This window comes from Streptomyces omiyaensis, from assembly GCF_014650895.1.
In the GTDB taxonomy this organism is placed as follows: Bacteria; Actinomycetota; Actinomycetes; order Streptomycetales; family Streptomycetaceae; genus Streptomyces; species Streptomyces omiyaensis.
In genome coordinates this window covers 51,855-69,964 of sequence record NZ_BMVV01000013.1, presented here as the reverse complement: position 1 = coordinate 69,964, position 18,110 = coordinate 51,855, and the positions used below count along the sequence as shown (strand labels likewise).

General features: G+C 75.2%; 15 protein-coding genes. 6 read left to right on the top strand and 9 right to left on the bottom strand.

Annotation, left to right across the window (positions count from 1 at the left end):
• Positions 1-189: 189 nt before the first annotated feature.
• The 3 genes from IE287_RS21900 to IE287_RS21890 all read right to left on the bottom strand — a co-directional run bounded on the left by IE287_RS21900 (position 190) and on the right by IE287_RS21890 (position 4,177).
• Positions 190-558, bottom strand: coding sequence for an RNA-binding S4 domain-containing protein (locus tag IE287_RS21900; protein WP_189850837.1), 369 nt, complete (start codon positions 556-558; stop codon positions 190-192).
• Positions 559-575: 17 nt separating this feature from the next.
• Positions 576-1,073, bottom strand: a complete 498-nt coding sequence (locus tag IE287_RS21895; RefSeq protein WP_030494979.1) for a hypothetical protein — start codon at positions 1,071-1,073, stop codon at positions 576-578.
• 80 nt (positions 1,074-1,153) lie between these two features.
• Positions 1,154-4,177, bottom strand: a complete 3,024-nt coding sequence (locus tag IE287_RS21890; RefSeq protein WP_268254991.1) for an ATP-binding protein — start codon at positions 4,175-4,177, stop codon at positions 1,154-1,156.
• Between the two features lie 315 nt (positions 4,178-4,492).
• On the opposite strand from IE287_RS21890, the gene IE287_RS21885 reads away from it, so the two are divergent.
• On the top strand, positions 4,493-6,751 hold the full coding sequence (locus IE287_RS21885) for an alpha-N-acetylglucosaminidase (protein ID WP_229883635.1): 2,259 nt from the start codon (positions 4,493-4,495) through the stop codon (positions 6,749-6,751).
• Positions 6,752-6,757: 6 nt separating this feature from the next.
• On the opposite strand, the gene IE287_RS21880 is transcribed toward IE287_RS21885, so the two are convergent.
• Genes IE287_RS21880 through IE287_RS21865 form a run of 4 tightly spaced genes read right to left on the bottom strand, consistent with a single transcriptional unit; the run spans position 6,758 to position 10,784 of the window.
• Positions 6,758-7,924, bottom strand: a complete 1,167-nt coding sequence (locus IE287_RS21880) for a thiolase family protein (RefSeq protein WP_189850835.1) — start codon at positions 7,922-7,924, stop codon at positions 6,758-6,760.
• Positions 7,917-8,978 carry a thiolase family protein gene (locus IE287_RS21875; RefSeq protein WP_189850834.1) on the bottom strand — a complete coding sequence of 354 codons (1,062 nt, stop codon included), beginning with the start codon at positions 8,976-8,978 and terminating at the stop codon, positions 7,917-7,919. The genes IE287_RS21880 and IE287_RS21875 overlap by 8 nt, the downstream gene beginning before the upstream one ends.
• A complete protein-coding gene (locus IE287_RS21870) occupies positions 8,975-9,937 on the bottom strand; it encodes a Zn-ribbon domain-containing OB-fold protein (protein ID WP_189850833.1) in 963 nt (320 codons plus the stop codon). The genes IE287_RS21875 and IE287_RS21870 overlap by 4 nt, the downstream gene beginning before the upstream one ends.
• Positions 9,938-9,983: 46 nt before the next feature.
• Positions 9,984-10,784, bottom strand: coding sequence for a crotonase/enoyl-CoA hydratase family protein (locus IE287_RS21865; protein WP_189850832.1), 801 nt, complete (start codon positions 10,782-10,784; stop codon positions 9,984-9,986).
• A 165-nt stretch (positions 10,785-10,949) separates the two neighbouring features.
• On the opposite strand from IE287_RS21865, the gene IE287_RS21860 reads away from it, so the two are divergent.
• From IE287_RS21860 to IE287_RS21850, 3 genes are all read left to right on the top strand, one after another.
• The gene (locus IE287_RS21860) at positions 10,950-12,581 is read left to right on the top strand and encodes an acyl-CoA synthetase (protein WP_189850831.1); all 1,632 of its coding nucleotides are present in this window, start codon (positions 10,950-10,952) and stop codon (positions 12,579-12,581) included.
• Positions 12,582-12,747: 166 nt separating this feature from the next.
• Complete coding sequence (locus tag IE287_RS21855; RefSeq protein ID WP_189850830.1) at positions 12,748-13,563, top strand: pentapeptide repeat-containing protein; 816 nt, start codon at positions 12,748-12,750, stop codon at positions 13,561-13,563.
• A 279-nt stretch (positions 13,564-13,842) separates the two neighbouring features.
• The gene (locus tag IE287_RS21850) at positions 13,843-14,406 is read left to right on the top strand and encodes a hypothetical protein (RefSeq protein ID WP_189850829.1); all 564 of its coding nucleotides are present in this window, start codon (positions 13,843-13,845) and stop codon (positions 14,404-14,406) included.
• Positions 14,407-14,517: 111 nt separating this feature from the next.
• Here IE287_RS21850 and IE287_RS21845 read toward each other — a convergent pair whose 3' ends face one another.
• On the bottom strand, positions 14,518-14,859 hold the full coding sequence (locus tag IE287_RS21845; protein WP_189850828.1) for a DUF5713 family protein: 342 nt from the start codon (positions 14,857-14,859) through the stop codon (positions 14,518-14,520).
• Between the two features lie 63 nt (positions 14,860-14,922).
• Positions 14,923-15,699, bottom strand: coding sequence for a GNAT family N-acetyltransferase (locus tag IE287_RS21840; RefSeq protein ID WP_189850827.1), 777 nt, complete (start codon positions 15,697-15,699; stop codon positions 14,923-14,925).
• Between the two features lie 311 nt (positions 15,700-16,010).
• On the opposite strand from IE287_RS21840, the gene paaK reads away from it, so the two are divergent.
• Both paaK and IE287_RS21830 read left to right on the top strand, forming a co-directional pair.
• A complete protein-coding gene (gene paaK, locus IE287_RS21835) occupies positions 16,011-17,300 on the top strand; it encodes a phenylacetate--CoA ligase PaaK (RefSeq protein WP_189850826.1) in 1,290 nt (429 codons plus the stop codon).
• 93 nt (positions 17,301-17,393) lie between these two features.
• A complete protein-coding gene (locus tag IE287_RS21830; RefSeq protein WP_189850825.1) occupies positions 17,394-17,957 on the top strand; it encodes an Rv1352/Rv1906c domain-containing protein in 564 nt (187 codons plus the stop codon).
• Positions 17,958-18,110: the final 153 nt, after the last annotated feature.

Here is an 18,110-nt window from a genome sequence, read left to right as displayed (position 1 = left end):
CGGGCCGGCCTGGGGGCCCCGGCGCCCGGGCCGGCTCTTCCGGATCCTGCCGGTCGGGCCCGCGCCGTCCGGGGCCGTGCGTCGCGAGGCGGAGGAGCGCCTCCGTACGGGACGCACCCGGGTGTCCCGACGAGGCGGCGAGGTGCGGTGCCGGGCGGCGCGGGCCCGGCAGGATCCGGAAGGGACGGCCTACCGGGGGCCGCGGCCGCGCAGCTCGTCGAGCTCGCGGCGCTCGCGCTTGGTGGGGCGGCCCGCGCCGCGGTCGCGGACGGCGGCCAGGGCGACGTGCTCGCGCGGCGGCGGGGGCGGACTGTTGTCCACGTACGCCTCGGCGGCCACCGGCGGGCCGACCCGCTTGGCGTGCAGCTCCTTGACCTCGACGATCCGCTCCCGGCCGCCGTGGAAGATCCGGACCTCGTCGCCGGGCTTCACGGACTGGGCGGGCTTGGCCCGCTCGCCGTTGACCTTGACGTGTCCCGCCCGGCAGGCCGCGGCGGCCTGGGAGCGGGTCTTGGTCAGCCGGACCGCCCAGATCCAGGCGTCGACGCGTGCGCTCATCGGCCCCCGCCCCGCTCTCAGCCCTGCTGGAACAGCTCGGCGGGCAGCGGCTTCAGCAGCGCGTAGAGGTCGTCGGTGATCGGCCGGTCCCAACTGGCGATCGTGACGAGGACGTTGTCGCTGCGGTCGAACTGGACGCAGGAGATGCGGCTCTCGGAGAGCTTGAGGCGACGCACGATGAGGAGGTTGTCGCCCTGCATGACGGGGACGTCCTCGGTGTCGAGCACCTCGACCGGCTCGTCGTTCTCGAGCGCGGCGAGGAGCTGGGCGACCTCGAAGGGGATCTGGCCCTCGGCGAGCTCCCGGGCCGGGGAGCCCTCGGGGAGGTTGCCGATGATCATCGCGGGGCCGCGGCCGCCGAAGAGGTCGTAGCGCAGGAAGACGCCCTGGCAGGAACCGTCGGGAGCGGGCAGCAGACCGGCGCCGAGATTGCCGGGCCAGTCGCCCGGATCCATGGCCAGGACATCGAAGTCCGGGCCGGCGGGAGTCGCGCTGCGGCGGCGGAGGAAGGACATACGGCCATGGTACGTGCCCAGGCGCGCGGTGCGGCGCCCGGCTCCGCCCTTCCGGAGCCGTCCGGGTGGGCCGGGCCGCCTCAGCCCACCGGATCCGCCTCCCCGGGCGTCGTCTCCGCCTCCTCCCGCTCGTCGGCGTCGCCCAGGGCGTGGACGAGCCCGGCGCGGTCGGTGCCCAGCTTGCGGTAGACGGCGGAGAGCAGCCGGGCCGCGGCGGTCGGGGCGACGCCGAGGGCGGCGGCCGGGTCGAGACCGCTGACGATGGCCCGGGCGGCGGCCCGCTCACGGGCGGTGAGCGAGTTGCCGTCGGCGGTGTGCAGGGCGCGCGGGCGCAGCCCGGCGGCGGCCAGCTCGGCGCGGGCCTCCTCGACGAGGCCGTCGGCGCCGCAGTCCTGGGCGGTCTCCAGGCCGCGGTAGAGGTGCTCGGCGGCTTCGGCGTGGCGCTCGGTGCGGCGGAGCGCGGCTCCGAGGGCGACCAGCGAGCGGGCCAGCTCGTAGGCGGCCGGGGACTGGTCCAGCCAGTCGACGGACTCCTCCAGGAGCTTGATCCGCTCGGCGCCCTCGGAGACCTCGGCGGTCACGCGCAGCGCCTGGCCGATCGCGGAGGGCGCGCCGTACTGGCGGGCGCGGGCGACGGCGTCCTGGGCGGTGGCGAGTGCCCGCGCGGGATGGGTGGCCGCCTCGGCGAGGGCGAGGTGGAGCTGCCAGGGACAGCAGGACGGGTTGCGCTTGCCGCGGGGGTCGAGGCGCCGGCCGATGTCGGTCAGCTCGGCGGCGGCCTCCTCGGGGCGGCCGAGGGCGAGGAGCAGTCCGGCATGGACGGTCTCGCAGTCGGGGATGGTGACGGCGGCGGGGAAGGGCTCGCCGAAGTCGTGCTCGCGGGCGACCCGCTCCGCCTCCTCCGTACGGCCCCGGGCGATCAGGACCTCGATCATGACGCCGGTCGCGTACCAGAGGGCGGGGGTGCGGGGGCCGACGCGCTCGGCGAGGCGGAGGCCCGCGCGGACGAAGTCCTCGGCCTCCATGAGGCGGCCGCGCCGGAAGCGGATGTAGCCGAGGAGGGTGTAGGCGAAGGAGAGGTGGGCGCCGCGCCAGCCCTGCTTCTCGAACTCGGCGGTGCCGGCGGCGAAGAGCTCCTCGGCGCGGCCGGGCCGGTCGGCGTAGAGGTGGATGAGCGCGACGAGGACCGGGACCTCGAAGCCGCGGCTCTCGTCGGCCCAGCTCAGGCCGCCTTCGAGGGCCCGCTCCGCGTGGCGGAGGGCGACGGTGGCGGGCTCGGCGCGCAGGGTGGCGTCCCAGGCGCGCAGACCGATGATGTAGCGCTCCGTGAGGTCGCGGCCGGTGAGCCGGTCGGCGAGGGCGGCCAGGCGGCGGGAGCGGGCCGGGGACTCGGGTTCGTCGGAGCGGAGCGCGTCCCACATGAAGCGCTCGGCCTGGATGCGGAGCCGGCTGCGGGCGTCGGTGGCCTGGCGGCTCTCGCTCTCCAGCAGCTCGGAGGCCTCGACGAGGCGGTCGCTGTGGGCGAGGACCTGGGAGAGGCAGTAGACGATGCCCTGGCGCAGGGCCTGGTCGGAGATGGGCTCCTCCAGGGCGGCGCGCAGGTGGTTGACGGTGGTGGCGGGTTCGGTGAGCAGCGAGGCGGAGCCGAGCTCGAAGAGGACGGCGGCGCGCTCGTCGGCGGAGGGAGGTTCGCGCAGGGCGCGGGCGAGGTGGCGGCGGGCCGCGTCGGGGGCGCCGGCGCGGAGGTTCTCGCGGGCGGCGGCGCGGAGCTGGGCGACGACCCAGGAGTCTCCCTCGGGGTGGGTCTCCAGGAGGTGGCGGGCCGCGGTGGCGGGGCCGAGTCCGGCGTCGATGACGCACCAGGCGGCCTGCCCGTGCAGGGCGACCCGCAGGGCGTCGGGGATGGAGCGGTAGACGGTGCTGGCGATCAGCGGGTGGACGAACTCGAGCGGGCCGTCGGAGCCGGTGTCGGCGAGGACGCGGGCCTCGCGGAGGCGTCCGGCGCAGTCGGCGACGGCCTCGTCGCCCAGGCCCGCGAGGGCGCCGGCGAGGGCCGGGGAGATCTCGGTGCCGAGGACGGCGCACGCCCACGCGAGGCGGACGGTGGCCGCGCCGAGCCGTTCGAGGCGGCTGACGAGTCCGCTGCCCTTGAGGGCGGCGGCGAGGTCGCGGAGCTCGTGGGCGCCGTCGCCGGTGGGGTCGAGGCCGCGGTCGCGGACCTTGGCGGCGAGCTCGACGGTCTCGAAGGGGTTGCCGGAGGTGACGGTCCAGAAGTCGCGGCAGAAGGCGTCGTCGGCGTGGGCGCCGATCCGGTCGCGGACGAGGCGGGCGACGGCCTCAGGGGTGAGCGGGGCCAGGCCGAGCGGGCGCTGTCCGGACCGGTGTCCTGTGAACTCGGCGCCTTCGTCGGGGAGTTCGTCGGGCCGGTAGGCGACGACGAGGAGCATGGGGAGGTCCTCGGCGCGCGGCGCGAAGGAGGCGAGCCAGCCGAGGGACTCCGGGTCGGCCCAGTGGGCGTCGTCGAGGACGACGACCAGCGGGGCGCGGCGGACGGCGAGGTGGGTCAGGACCCAGTCGAGGCCGTCGCGCAGGCCCTGCGGGTCGGGCGGGGAGCCGGCGGTGGCGGCCCGCAGGCCGAGGGCGGGGCCGACGATGTCGTACCAGGATCCGAGCCGTTCGCGGAGCTCGGCGTCGGAGGCGTGGGCGAGCTGCGGCTGGAGGAGCTGGCGGGCGACGTGGAAGGCGACGCGCTGCTCCTGGTCGCCGCCGCGGGCGGACAGGACGGTGCAGCCGCGGGCTCCGGCCCGGCGGCGGATCTCGGCCAGGAGGGTGGTCTTGCCGAGCCCGGCGGGCGCGGCGTAGACGAGGACGCCGCCGCGCGCGGCGGGAGGTTCGGCGGGGCGGGCGGCGTCGGCGGAGCCGGTGCGGCTGCGGAGGGGGACGACGCGGGGATCGCGCGGGGCCGGGACGCGCTCGGGCGGGGACGGGGGCTCGCCGGCGAGGCCGGCCAGCAGGTCGAGCGCCTCCTCGGCGGCGTCGAGCGCGACCTCGCGTTCGAAGAGGCCGAAGCCCTGTCGGGCCGGCCTGCCGTCCTGTCGTGCCACGTTCCACCCCCACACAGGGGGCGCACGCCCGGCGCACGGTCGGGGCGCCGGGGCGATCACCCCACGAAAGGTCCAGCGTACGCCGGAACGTGGTCCGTGTAACGGCATTCCCCCAAGCAGTTCGGGTGGTCTTCGGGGGGCCGGACGCCCCCGCCGACCCGCAGGTCGGGGCGTGTTCGACGGACAGATGTACGGAGTCGGGGAAGGGGCGCGCGGCGCGTGTCGTCCTTGACCGGGGTGCCGCCGAATACTCCCATATGACGGACGGTCAGTTCATGATCGCTCCATGGTTTCGTACGAGGGGATGAGCCGCACTTGAGACCTCCCACTTCCCGCGCGCGGTCCTGGGCCGCCCGCTCGGCCTGCTCCCTCGCCCTGTGCGCCGCCGTGCTGACCGCACTGCCCTCCGCGGAGCGGGCGGCCGCCGAGCCCGGGGCGCCGGCGGCGGACCCGGCCGGTGCCGCCGGCGCCCCGGCGGCGGCCTACTCGGCGGGCGCCGCGCGGGCCGCGCTGACACGGCTGATGCCCCGGCACGCGGGCCAGTTCGACCTGGTCCTGGTGCCGAGGACCGGCGCGGGCGACACGTTCACGGTGTCGGGTTCGACGGGGCGGATCGTGGTCACGGGCACCACGCCCGCGGTCCTGCTGCGCGGGGTGCACTGGTACCTCGCCTACACCGTGGGGGTGGACCTCGGCTCGCCCGGGGACAGCCTCGCGGCGCTGCCGGACCGGCTGCCCGGACCGGCGGCCACGGTCCGCGAGTCGGCCTCGGTGCCGCACCGCTTCGCGCTCAACGACACGGACGACGGCTATTCGGGCGCCTACCGGGACTGGGCGGCGTACGAACGCCAGATCGACCTCCTCGCCCTGCACGGGGTGAACGAGGTGTTCGTACAGATGGGTGCCGAGGCCGCCTACCACGCCGCCTTCCAGGAGTTCGGCTACACGGACGCGGAGCTGCGCGCGTGGATCCCGGGCCCCGCGCACCAGCCGTGGTGGCTGATGCAGAACATGTCCTCGTTCGGAGGGCCGGTGACCGAACAGCTGATCGCCCGCCGGGCGGCGCTCGGCAAGCGGATCGTGGACCGGCTGCGCGAGCTGGGGATGACACCGGTGCTGCCGGGGTACTTCGGCACCGTGCCGCCGGGCTTCACGGAGCGCAACCCGGAGGGCCGGGTGGTGCCGCAGGGCCGCTGGATCGGCTTCACCCGGCCGGACTGGCTCGATCCGCGCGGGGCGCTCTTCCCCCGCGTCGCCTCGGCGTTCTACCGCCACCAGGCGCGGCTGCTCGGCACCACCACGATGTACAAGATGGACCTGCTGCACGAGGGCGGGAACGCCGGGGACGTGCCGGTCGGCGAGGCCGCCTCCCGGGTGATGCAGACGCTCGACGACGCCCGCCCGGGCGCGACCTGGGTGCTGCTCGGCTGGCAGCGCAACCCGAAGGCCGAGCTGCTCGCCGGCGTGGACACCTCCCGGCTGCTCGTGGTGGACGGCCTCTCCGACCGCTACGACAACCTGGACCGGGAGACGGCCTGGTCCGGGACGCCGTACGCCTTCGGCACCATCCCCAACTTCGGCGGGCACACCACGATCGGCGCCAACACCTCGGTGTGGACGGACCGGTTCGAGGCGTGGCGGACGAAGCCGGGCAGCGCCCTGCGGGGGATCGCCTTCCTGCCGGAGGCCACCTCCGCCAACCCGGTGACCTTCTCGCTCTTCACCGAACTGGCCTGGCGGGACGCCCCGGTGGACCACGCCGACTGGTTCGCCCGCTACGCGGCCCGCCGCTACGGCGCCCCCGACGCGCACGCCGCCAAGGCCTGGGAGTGGCTGCGCCAGGGCCCGTACGGCACTCCGTCCAACGGCTGGAGCGAGTCCCAGGACAGCCTCTTCACCGCCCGTCCGAGCCTGACCGTGCGGACCGCGGCCTCCTGGGGGCCCAAGACGATGCGGTACGACGCGGCGACGGTGGAGAGCGCGCTGACCGAGCTGCTCCAGGTGGCGCCGGCGCTGCGGTCCACCGACGCGTACCGCTTCGACCTGGTGGACACGGCCCGGCAGGCGCTCACCAACCGGAGCCGGGTGCTGCTGCCGCGGCTCAAGGCGGCGTACGAGGCGAAGGACCTGGCCGGGTTCCGGGCGCGGGCGGCGGAGTGGCGGCGGTCGATGGCGCTGCTCGACGAGGTCCTCGCCACCGACCGGCGGTTCCTCCTCGGCCCGTGGCTGGAGGGGGCCCGCTCGTGGGCGCGGTCGGACGCGGAGCGGGCCGCGCTGGAGTTCGACGCCCGCTCGCTCGTCACGACCTGGGGGCACCGGGCGGGGAGCGAGGCGGGGCTGCACGACTACGCCAACCGCGAGTGGTCGGGGCTGGTGTCGGACTTCTACGCGCCCCGCTGGTCGGCCTACCTGGACTCGCTGGAGACCGCCCTGGTCACCGGGCGGGCGCCCGTCGCGATCGACTGGTTCGCCTGGGAGAACCAGTGGAACCTGCGGCGGAACACCTTCCCGGTGACCACGAAGGGCGATCCGGTGGCGCTGGCGACCCGGGTGCGGGACGGCCTGCGCGCCTGAACCGGCTCAGCCGGCCGGCGGTTCGGCGCCCACCAGCCACATGGCGAAGAACTGGGCGCCGCCGCCGTAGGCGTGCCCGAGGGCCCGGCGGGCACCGTCCACCTGGTGCTCGCCCGCCTCGCCCCGCACCTGGAGGGCGGCCTCGGCGAAGCGGATCATGCCGGAGGCGCCGATCGGGTTGGTGGACAGGACGCCTCCGGAGGGGTTCACCGGGAGGTCGCCGCCGAGTTCGGTGACGCCGGCCTCGGTGAGCTTCCACCCCTCGCCCTCGGCGGCGAAGCCGAGGTTCTCCAGCCACATCGGCTCGTACCAGGAGAACGGCACGTACATCTCGACGGCGTCGATCTGCCGGCGCGGGTCGGTGATCCCGGCCTGCCGGTAGACGTCGGCGGCGCAGTCGGAGCCCGCCCGGGGCGAGACGAAGTCCTTCCCGGCGAAGAGGGTCGGCTCGCTGCGCATGGCGCCGCCGTGCACCCAGGCCGCGGGGCGCGGCGCCCGGTCCGCGCCGGCCCGGTCGGTGAGGACCATGGCGCAGGCGCCGTCGGAGGAGGGGCAGGTCTCGGAGTAGCGGATCGGGTCCCACAGCATGGGGGACGCCCGCACCTTCTCCAGGGTGATGTCGTGCTCGTGGAGGTGGGCGTAGGGGTTCTTCAGCGCGTTGCGGCGGTCCTTGTACGCGACGAGGGAGCCGATCGCGTCGGGGGCGCCGGTGCGGCGCATGTAGGCGCGGACGTGCGGGGCGAAGAAGCCGCCGGCTCCGGCGAGGAGCGGCTGCTGGAAGGGGACCGGCAGGGAGAGGCCCCACATCGCGTTCGACTCGGACTGCTTCTCGAAGGCGAGGGTCAGCACGGTCCGGTGGACGCGGGCGGCGACCAGGTTGGCGGCGACCAGGGCGGTGGAGCCGCCGACGGAGCCGGCGGTGTGGACGCGGAGCATGGGCTTGCCGACGGCGCCGAGGGCGTCGGCGAGGTACAGCTCCGGCATCATGACGCCCTCGAAGAAGTCGGGCGCCTTGCCGATGACGACGGCGTCGATGTCCGCCCAGGTCAGCTCGGCGTCGGCGAGGGCCCGCGCGGCGGCCTCGCGGACGAGTCCGGCGATCGAGACGTCGTGGCGGGCGGCGACGTGCTTGGTCTGGCCGATGCCGACGACGGCCACGGGTTCCTTAGCCACGGGGGTCTCCTTCCAGGACGGCGACCAGGTTCTGCTGGAGGCAGGGGCCGGAGGTGGCGTGGGCGAGCGCGCGGTCGGACTCCCCGCGGTGGATGCGGGCGGCCGCCTCGCCGAGCCGGAGGAGGCCGGCGGCCATGACGGGGTTGGCGGCGAGCGCCCCGCCGGAGGGGTTGACGCGGACCCCGTCGCCGAGGCCGAGGGCCTTGGTGAGGACGACCTCCTGGGAGGTGAAGGGGGCGTGCAGCTCGGCGGTGTCCACGGGCCGGTCGAAGGCGCCGGCGCGTTCGGCGGCGAGCCGGGTGGAGGGCGAGTCGGTGAGGTCGCGGACGCCCAGCGCGTGCGCCTCGATGCGGTGGTCCATGCCGCGGATCCAGGCGGGCCGCTCGCACAGCGCGCGGGCCCGGTCGCCGGCGGCGAGGATCACGGCGGCGACGCCGTCGCCGACGGGCGGGCAGTCGCCGGTGCGCAGCGGTGCGACGACGTGGTCGCCCTGCGGCCGGGCTCCGGTGACCTGGGCGTGCGGGTTGGCGGCGGCGTCGGCGCGGCGACGGGCCGCGAGGGCCGCGAGGGCCGCCTCGTCGGTGTCGCCGGCGTCGATGAGCGCCTGGGCCTGGAGGGCGGCGAGGGCGACGGAGTCCGGCCAGAGCGGGGCGACGTAGTAGGGGTCGAGCTGGCGGGTCAGCACGTCGCGGACGGAGCCGGGCGAGGACTTCCCGTAGGAGTAGACGAGGGCGGTGTCGGCCTCTCCGGTGAGGAGCTTGACCCAGGCCTCGTAGAGGGCCCAGGCGCCGTCCATCTCCACGTGGGACTCGGAGATCGGCGGCCAGGCGCCGACCCCGTCGAGGGCCATGGTGAAGGAGAAGGCCCGTCCGGCGAGGTAGTCGGAGGAGCCGGAGCAGGTGAAGCCGATGTCGGAGGTCTTCAGACCGGTCTGCCGCAGGACCTCGTGGAGGACCGGCATCACCATCTCGACCTCGGAGAGGTCGTCGGTGCGGCGCCGGTGGTCGCTCTGGGCGAAGGCGACGATGGCCACGTCCCGGCCGGGGGCGCTCATAGCAGCTCCTTGTACGTGTCGTAGTCGGCGTCCGGTTCGCCGGTGGGGCGGTAGTGGTCGGGGTAGCGGCCGTCCTCGCTCCACACCGGTTCGACGCGCAGTCCCATGCGGACCTGGTCGTAGGGGATGCCGCCGATCCGGCCGTGGAGGGCGAGGCCGGCGCCGTCGAGGGCGATGTGGGCGTAGACGTAGGGGACCTCGATGTCGAGGTTCTTCGCCTTGATGTTGACGATGCAGTAGGTGGTGACGGTGCCGCGGGGGCCGACCTCGACCCGGTCGGTGGTGGCGACGCCGCAGGTGGGGCAGGCGCCGCGGGGCGGGACGTAGACCTTGGCGCAGGAGGGGCAGCGCTCGCCGATCGTGCGGCGCTCGGCCAGGCCGTGCAGGTAGCGGGTCTGGGCGCGGCCGGGGCTGTAGGTGTAGTCCAGGCGGGCCTCGGCGACGATGCCGGTGACGGGCCGGTCGAACTCTCCGGTGTGCGGGGCGGGTTCGACGTCCCGGGCGCCTTCCCCGGACGGCTCGAAGCAGGCGATGTCGGTGATCGCGCCGGTGCGTTCGGCCGCCCAGCGGACGCGGACGCGCATGCCGGTGCGGACGGCGTCGGGGCCGGGCGCGTCGAGGGCGTGCAGGAGGGCGGTGTCGGCGCCGTCGAGGCGGACGAGGACCCAGGCGAAGGGGGTGGCGAGGGGCTGGCCGGTGCGGGGTTCGGGGTTCCAGGCCCAGGTGGTGACGGTGCCGGTGGGCTCGACCCGCACGAGCTCGGTCAGCTCGGCGGCGGTCTCGGGGTCGTACTCGACGGGCGGGACGAGGATCCGGCCGCTCCCGGTGCGGACGCCGAGGACGGTCCGCTCGCGCAGGCCGGTGAGGAAGGCGGACTGGACGGGGCCGAGCGAGCGGGTGAAGGGGAACTCGACGACGAGCGGGGCTTTCAGCTGCTCGGGAGGGGCGGCGGACGACATGGGCGGCTCCTTGGTCGGCGGGCTGGGGGAGGGCGGGGCCGGGCGGTCACTCCCGGCGGTACACCGGGGGCCGCTTCTCGGCGAACGCCTTCGCCCCCTCCTTCGCGTCCGCCGTGTCGAAGACCGGCCAGCCGCGCTTGAGTTCGGCCGCGAGGCCCTCGGTCTCGGTGAGCTCGGCGGCCTCGTAGACGGAGGCCTTGACGGCCTCGACGGCAAGCGGTCCGCAGGCGTTGATCCGTTCGGCGAGGCCGAGGGCGGCGTCGAGGGCCTGCCCGTCGGGGACGACCCGTCCGATCAGCCCGATGCGGGCCGCCTCCTCGGCGGTGTACGGACGTCCGGTGAGGAGCATTTCGAGGGCGTGGGTGCGCGGGATCTGGCGGGGCAGCCGGACGGTGGAGCCGCCGATCGGGAAGAGGCCGCGCCGGACCTCGAAGAGGCCGAAGGTGGCGGAGGCTCCGGCGACCCGGATGTCGGTGCCCTGGAGGATCTCCGTGCCGCCGGCCACGCAGGCGCCCTCGACGGCGGCGATGACGGGCTTGCGGGGGCGGTGGTGGCGGAGCATCGCCTTCCAGTGCAGGTCGGGATCGGCCTTGAGCCGGTCGCGGTAGGACTCCCCGGCCATGCCCTTCCCGGCGAGGGCCTTGAGGTCCATGCCGGCGCAGAAGGCGCCGCCCGCTCCGGTGAGGACGATCGAGCGGACGCCGTCGTCGGCGTCCGCCTCCGTCCAGCCGTCGTGGAGGCCGACGAGCATCGGCAGCGAGAGGGCGTTCTTCGCCTCGGGGCGGTTGAGGGTGAGGACGAGCGTGGCGCCTTCGCGCCGCACGGTGAGGTGTTCGGTGCCGGCCATGGGCATCTCCCGTCTCCAGTTCTGGAACAGGTTGCAGGAGCGGCGGGGGCAGTTCAATAGTTTTCTGACACTCAGTCAGATTCTTTGACGCGCCCCCTTCCCACCTGTGCCCGTCGGTGCTCTGATGACCGCCCGAGTCCGAACGCGCCGGGGTCAGGAGGAACGGTGGAGTACAACCTTGCCGACCTGTTCGAATCGGTCGTGGACGTGGTGCCCGAGCGCGAGGCGCTGGTCTACGTCGACCACCCGGGCACGGGGGCCGAGCGCAGGCTCACGTACTCCGAACTCGACGAGGCGGCCAACCGGCTGGCCCACCACCTGCTCGGCGCGGGCGTCCGCCCCGGCGAGCACCTGGGACTCCACCTGTACAACGGCGTCGAGTACCTCCAGACCGTGCTCGCCTGCCTGAAGGCCAGGATCGTGCCGGTGAACGTCAACTACCGCTACGTGGAAGAGGAGTTGGTCTACCTCTACCGGGACGCCGACCTCGCCGCCCTGGTGTACGACGCCGAGTTCACGGACCGCGTGGCGGCGGCCCTGCCGCGGACCGAACGCCTGCGGCACCTCGTGCGGGTGGGGACCCCGCCCGAGGGGGCCGCCGTCCTCGACGCCGTGCCCCTCGAAGAGGCGGAGGCGGCCGCCTCCCCCGGGCGCGGCTTCGCCACCCGCTCCGGCGACGACCTGTTCATCATCTACACCGGCGGCACCACCGGCATGCCCAAGGGCGTCCTGTGGCGCCAGGAGGACCTGTTCTTCGCCGGACTCTTCGGCGGCGACCCCTCCGGCGAACCGGTCAAGCGCCCCGAGGAGCTGGCCGAGCGGGTGGCCGCGGGCGGGGCCGGGATCACCTTCTTCCCCGCGCCGCCGCTCATGCACGGCACCTCCACCCTCACCACCTTCATCGCCTTCAACTACGGCCAGCGGGTGGTCCTGCACCGCAAGTACGTGCCCGAGGAGGTGCTGCGGACCCTGGAGAAGGAGAGGGTGTCCAGCATCTCCCTGGTCGGGGACGCGATGCTGCGTCCGCTGATCGACGCGCTCGCCGGGCCGCTGCGCGGCACCGACCTGTCCGCGCTGTTCAGCCTCTCCTCCTCCGGCGCGATCATGTCGGAGACCGTGCGGGCGCAGCTGCGCGAGCTGATGCCGAACGTCATCCTGCTGAACAACTTCGGCTCCACGGAGTCGGGTTCGAACGGCCGGGCGACCGACGACTCGGGACCGGAGAAGGGCTTCCGGCTGCACGTCAACGAGCGCACCCAGGTCGTCGACCAGGCCACCCTGGAGCCGGTCGCCGTCGGCGCCGTCGGCCGCCTCGCCCAGCGCGGACACGTGCCGCTCGGCTACTACAACGACCCGGCGAAGACGGCCGAGACCTTCTTCGAGCGGGACGGGGTGCGGTGGGTGCTCCTCGGCGACATGGCCACGGTCGACGCGGACGGCGTGGTCACCGTCCTCGGCCGCGGCTCGCAGTGCATCAACACCGGCGGCGAGAAGGTCTACCCGGAGGAGGTCGAGCAGGCCCTCAAGTCGCACCCCGACGTGTACGACGCGCTGGTCGCGGGCGTCCCGGACGCGACGTGGGGCAGCCACGTGGCCGCGGTCGTCCAGCAGCGCGAGGGCTCCGCACCGCTGGACCTGGCGGCCGTCCAGGAGCACTGTCGCCGCCACCTCGCCGGCTACAAGGTGCCCCGCCAGCTCGTCCTCGCCGACCGCATCCAGCGCTCGCCGAGCGGCAAGGCGGACTACCGCTGGGCCAGGACGGTGGCGACGGAGGCGGACGCGGGGGAACGCGGGTAGGGGCTTCCGCTGCGGGAGGGGACGGACGCCGGGAGGGAAAGGGGTGCCGGGAAGGGGACGGCCCGCGGCGCGCGCCGGGACGGTGGCCCGGCGGGACGACGCCCGCCCCACCGGCCCGCGATACGGTGGGGGGACCGCCCCCGAGCCGCGAAGGAGCCGTTCCACCGTGCCCGACACCCGGGAAACCGCGCTGCGCGGCGACTGCGCGCAGTGCTTCGGCCTGTGCTGCGTGGCCCTGCCGTTCGCCAAGTCGGCCGACTTCGCCGCCGACAAGTCCGCCGGCGACCCCTGCCGCAACCTCCGGGACGACTTCCGGTGCGGCATCCACACCCGGCTGCGGCCGAGCGGCTACCAGGGCTGCACGGTGTACGACTGCTTCGGCGCCGGCCAGCGGGTCTCCCAGGTGACCTTCGGCGGCGTGTCCTGGCGGGAGGCGCCGGAGACCGCCCGCCGGATGTACGAGGTCTTCCCCGTGGTGCGCCAGCTCCACGAGCTGCTCCGCTACCTCACCGAGGCCCTGGAGCGGCCCGCCGCGCGCCGGATCCACGGCGAGCTGCGCACCGCCCTGGCCCGCGTCGAGGAGCTGGCCTCGCTGCCCGCCGCCGACCTGGAGGAGCTGGACGTCGCCCCGGTGCGCGCCGGGGTCAACCCGCTGCTCCTGCGGACCAGCGAGCTCGTCCGCGCCACGGCCGGCGGCACGCCGCGCGGCCGGCGGGGCGCCGACCTCGTCGGCAAGCGGCTGCGCGGCGCGAAGCTCCGGGGGACCGACCTGCGCGGCGCCCTGCTGATCGCCGCCGACCTGACCGGCGCGGACCTGACCCTCACGGACCTGATCGGTGCCGACCTGCGCGACGCCGACCTGTCCGGCGCCGTCCTGACGGACGCCCTCTTCCTCACCCAGCCCCAGCTGAACTCGGCCCGCGGCGACACCGCCACCGTCCTCCCGCAGGGCTTCGACCGCCCGGCGCACTGGAGGTCCTGACCGGACCCCCGGCCACCCCGGGACCGGGACCGGGACCGGAACCGGAACCGGAACCGGAACCGGGAGGGAGGATGCCGGCCGGGGCGGTCCCGGCGGGAGACGGTCGGCGCGGTCCCGGTGGGAGACGGTCGAACGCGGGCGCAACCTTTGTGCCGCGTCCGTGGTCTGATCATCCGTCGCCGTCCCGCCGGAGCGGAACGGCGGCGCGGGACTGTCCGGCCCGATCCGGCGGACAGGCCCGGAGCCCCCCTTCCGGCCCCGTGCCCCCAGAGGAACACCATGAACGACCCGACCACCCCCCGGCCCACGCCCGAGGCCCTGTCCGCGCTGCTCGACGCCGAGCGGACGCGGGCGCTCCAGGCGATCACCCCGCCGTGGGCGCACTTCCTGCTGACCACGGTCTGCGCGGCCGCGGTGTGGATGCCGGACGCCGGTGCGGCGCGGACGGTGGCGGTGCTGTCCGTACTGGCGCCCGGGGTGTGGATCCTGCTGCGCAGCGGGGCGCTGACCCGGGAGACGACCGTCCACACGTGGGGCGAACCGGACGACGCCGGGGCAGGGGCAGGGTCCGAGGACCCCGTCCCGGCGGCGCGGGTGGCCTCACGGATGCTGGTGGCCGGCAGCCTCGTCGTCTCGGCCGTGCTCGCGGCGGCGGTCCTCCTCGCGCCGCTGACCTGGCTGCGCGTCCTGCTCCCCGTGCTGTTCCTGTGGGCCGTCGTCGACCTGATCCGTCAGGTCTCTGCCCGCCGCCGGGCCGCCGCGGTCGTCGAACGGAGCGAGGGCGAACCCTGGTACCCGGCGCACCGGGCCCGCATCGAGGCGCGTCGGGCCGCACTGGGCTGAGGCGGGACGGTCCCGCCCCTGCCTCCCGCCCCGGGGCGGCGGCCGCCGCCCCGTCGGCGCGCGCCGCGGCCGGACGTCCGCCCCGCTCCGGATCCGACCGCTCGGCGCGGCTCACCACGCGCGGGTGGCGATCAGCTCCTCCGGGTCCGCGTCCGCGAAGCCGTAGGCGGTGGCGACGAACCGGAAGTCCCCGCCTATCTCCTCCCGGGCCACGGTCTCGATCTCGCTCCCGGCGGCCTCGAACTCCGCCTCCAGGGCGTTGAACTCCTCCGTCGCCGCGTGGGTGAGGGCGTACAGCCCCGGCAGGTCCGCCGGCCGGTCGGCCTCGATGCGCTCGCAGAGGCGGAGCAGGATCTCGCGCCCCTGGTCGACGACGTGGTCGGGGAAGTACCCGTCCTCGTACAGCCCGCGCAGGAAGGCGCGCTCCCCCACCTTCTCGTTCGTGATCGCCATGCCCGTCCCCTCCCGTGCGTGTCCTCTCCTCCCGATGATGCACCGGGGCACCGACAACGCCGGTCAGGCGTGGACGTACGGCGTGGTGGTGGTGAGCGGGACGAAGCCGAGGCGCCGGAGGACGGGGCGGCTGGTGGGGGCGGCGTCGACCTGGACGTACCGGTGGCCGTGGGCGGCCGCCACGCGGGCGCGGTGGGCCACGAGCGCGCGGTAGAGGCCCCGGCCGCGCCACTCCTCGACGGTGCCGCCGCCCCACAGCCCGGCGAAGTCGGTGCCCGGGTACAGCTCCAGGCGGGCCGCGCTGACGGGGACCCCGTCGGCGAGGGCGAGGACGGCGGTGACCGTGCCGGGGCCGGCGGCCAGCCGGTCCAGGAGGCGGCGGCCGAGGTCGGAGCTGTCGGTGCCGAAGGCCCGTTCGTGGACCTCGACCACCTGGCGCACCCCCTCGGCGTCGGTGACCTCGCGGAGCTCCACGCCGTGCGGCAGCGCCACGGCGCCGGCCTGCGCCCCCGCCTCGGCGACGAGCACGGTCTCCGGCTCCTCGGCGGTGAGGCCGGCCGCGACGAGCCGCGCGCCGAGGTCGGCGGGGCCGTCGTGGCCGTACAGCTTCCACTCGAAGGGGACGCCCGCCGCGCGGTAGTGGGCGAGCTGCGCGGCGATCTCCGCGTCGGCGGTGTGCGCGTCGAGACCGGACCAGAGGACGCCGTTCCACGCGTGGGCGGGCCCGGTCTGGCGGACGACGGCGCCGGCGCGCTCGACGCGGCAGCCGGGCCCGTCGGGCCGGGCCTCCCGCCGCAACTGCCGGTCGTACAGGTCGAGGAGGTGGTGTGCGAGGTTCATCGGTGCCATTGAACGGCGGCTTCCCCGGCGCGGCAACGCCATTTCGGCCCGGCGCGGGCGGCGCCGGCTCGCCGCACGAGCGCCCCCGGCTCCCCGCGCGCGGGCACGGCCGCCCGTCGGACACGGGGGCGGTCCGGGCCCGGAGGGGCCGGTTCCCGGGACGGCCGCGCCCCCGCCGGTGAAAGGTGGCGTCCACCCCTTGCCAAACCCCTCCCCGGCAACGTTTTACTGTCCCCCACACGTATCTACCGAATGATCGGTCGTCCGTTTTCCCCTGGGGCGTCCTGACGAGTGCGGAGGAGTGGCGGCGCATGAAGGAACTGCTGGACGGCGGCGAACGGCTCGGGCGCGAGGAGCTGGCGGCGCTCCAGCTGGAGCGGCTGCGGAGCACGCTGCGGCACGCGTACGCCCACGTGGACTTCCACCGGCGCTCCTTCGACGCGGCCGGGGTGCACCCCGACGACTGCCGCTCCCTGGCCGACCTGGCGCGCTTCCCCTTCACCACCAAGGCGGACCTGCGCGACCACTACCCCTTCGGGATGTTCGCCGTCGACCGGTCGGAGATCCGCCGCGTCCACGCCTCCAGCGGCACCACCGGCCTGCCGACGGTCGTGGGCTACACGGAGGGCGACCTGGAGGTCTGGGCCGACGTGGTCGCCCGCTCGCTGCGGGCGGCCGGTGCCCGCCCCGGCCACCGGGTCCACGTGGCGTACGGGTACGGCCTCTTCACCGGTGGCCTCGGGGCGCACTACGGCGCCGAGCGGCTCGGCTGCACGGTGATCCCCGCCTCCGGCGGCATGACCGCCCGCCAGGTGCGGCTGATCCAGGACTTCGAGCCCGAGATCATCATGGTGACGCCCAGTTACATGCTCACGCTGCTGGACGAGTTCGAGCGGCAGGGCGTCGACCCGCGCTCGACCTCCCTCAAGGTCGGCGTCTTCGGCGCGGAACCGTGGACGGAGGCCATGCGCCGGGAGATCGAGGAGCGGTTCGCGATCGACGCGGTCGACATATACGGCCTGTCGGAGGTGATGGGCCCGGGCGTGGCGCAGGAGTGCGTGGAGACCAAGGACGGCCTCCACATCTGGGAGGACCACTTCTACCCGGAGATCGTGGACCCGCTCACGGGCGAGGTGCTGCCCGACGGCGAGGAGGGCGAGCTCGTCTTCACCTCGCTCACCAAGGAGGCCATGCCGGTCGTCCGCTACCGCACCCGGGACCTGACCCGCCTCCTGCCGGGCACCGCGCGGCCCGCGTTCCGCCGGATGGAGAAGGTCACGGGCCGCAGCGACGACATGATCATCCTGCGCGGGGTGAACCTCTTCCCGACCCAGATCGAGGAGATCGTGCTCCGCACCCCCGCGGTGGCCCCCCACTTCCAGCTCCGCCTCACCCGCGAGGGCCGCCTCGACGTCCTGACCGTCCGCGCGGAGGCCCGCGCCGACGCCGGCCCCGAGGACCGCGCCCGGGCCGCCCGGGACATCGCGCGGTCCGTCAAGGACGGCATCGGCGTCTCGGTCGCGGTCGAGGTCGTGGACCCGGAGACCCTGGAGCGGTCGGTGGGCAAGATCAAGCGGATCGTCGACCTGCGCGAGGAGTAGCACCGCACCGGAACCCGCCGCCGGCCGGCCGCCGCACACCCCGCCCGATCGTTTCGGCGTGCGCCCGGGGCGGATCGGTCGCACCCTGAACGCATGACCAGCCGCAGCGCCCCCTCCGGGCCGCCCCGGGGCCCGCAGTGGGGCGATCCGTCCTCGGCGCCGGCGCCGGGACCGCCCGCGGCGGGCGGACGGCGGAGCGTCCTGACCCACGCGCTCGCGGCGCTCGGCGGGATCGGGGTGGGAGTCCTCATCGGCATCGTGGGCAGCGGGGGCGGCGACGCCGCCGATCCTCCGGCCGCCCGGCCCGCCGCCTCGCGGGACGCCTCCGCACCGCCCGCCGAGGCTTCGGCGGCGGCGTCCGCGGCGGGCACGACGGACACGACGCCCGAGGCCACCCGCACCCCCGCGGGGGCCACGCGGGACGGCATCCCCGGAGACGGCACCTTCCTGGTGGGCGAGGAGGTCACGCCGGGGACGTACCGCAGCGCGGGCCCGGCCGGCTCGTCGTGCTACTGGGCCCGGCTCGCGGGCACCACGGGCGACAGCGGGGAGATCATCGCCAACGGGGCCACCGAGGGGCAGGCCACCGTCACGGTCCTCGCCGGTGACGAGGCCTTCCAGTCCACCGGCTGCCAGGACTGGAAGCGCATCGGCTGAACCGCGCCCTCCGAGACGCCCGAGACCGCTGAGACGCCCGAGAGCCCCATACCCACTTTTTTGTGGGTACTTGTCGGCCCCCGCGCCTCGGGAGAAGGTGGAGACGTCCACGAGGACGGCGCCTCACGGGACGGAAGGGACGGAGGAGACGGA